Source organism: Citrobacter sp. R4 (assembly GCF_026719175.1).
Classification (GTDB): domain Bacteria; phylum Pseudomonadota; class Gammaproteobacteria; order Enterobacterales; family Enterobacteriaceae; genus Citrobacter_A; species Citrobacter_A sedlakii.
Genome location: NZ_JAPPSU010000066.1, coordinates 1 through 368, shown reverse-complemented (window position 1 = coordinate 368; position 368 = coordinate 1). Strand labels below are relative to the sequence as shown.

The 368-nt window shown below is 53.5% G+C and carries 2 rRNA genes; both read right to left on the bottom strand.

Annotation, left to right across the window (positions count from 1 at the left end):
- A 5S ribosomal RNA gene (gene rrf / locus OOJ60_RS24615) occupies positions 1-85 on the bottom strand; the annotation flags it as partial.
- 199 nt (positions 86-284) lie between these two features.
- Positions 285-368 (bottom strand): 23S ribosomal RNA (locus OOJ60_RS24610); the annotation flags it as partial.

The window sequence follows — 368 nt, the reverse complement described above, 5'->3', positions numbered from 1 at the left end:
ACCCCACACTACCATCGGCGCTACGGCGTTTCACTTCTGAGTTCGGCATGGGGTCAGGTGGGACCACCGCGCTAAGGCCGCCAGGCAAATTCTTTGTGCTCTGTACGCAATACTTTATCGCATCAGCGGCGTTGGCTGCGTTCGCCCGCAGCAGTCACATACTTCTGTATGCTCCTGCTGACGTGCATCACTTGCCGCCTTGCTGCTGCGCAAACTATTGCGTACTTAACTCTGAATCAATGCTGAAAATCTTCTCAATTCCGCCAAAACATCTTCGGCGTTGTAAGGTTAAGCCTCACGGTTCATTAGTACCGGTTAGCTCAACGCATCGCTGCGCTTACACACCCGGCCTATCAACGTCGTCGTCT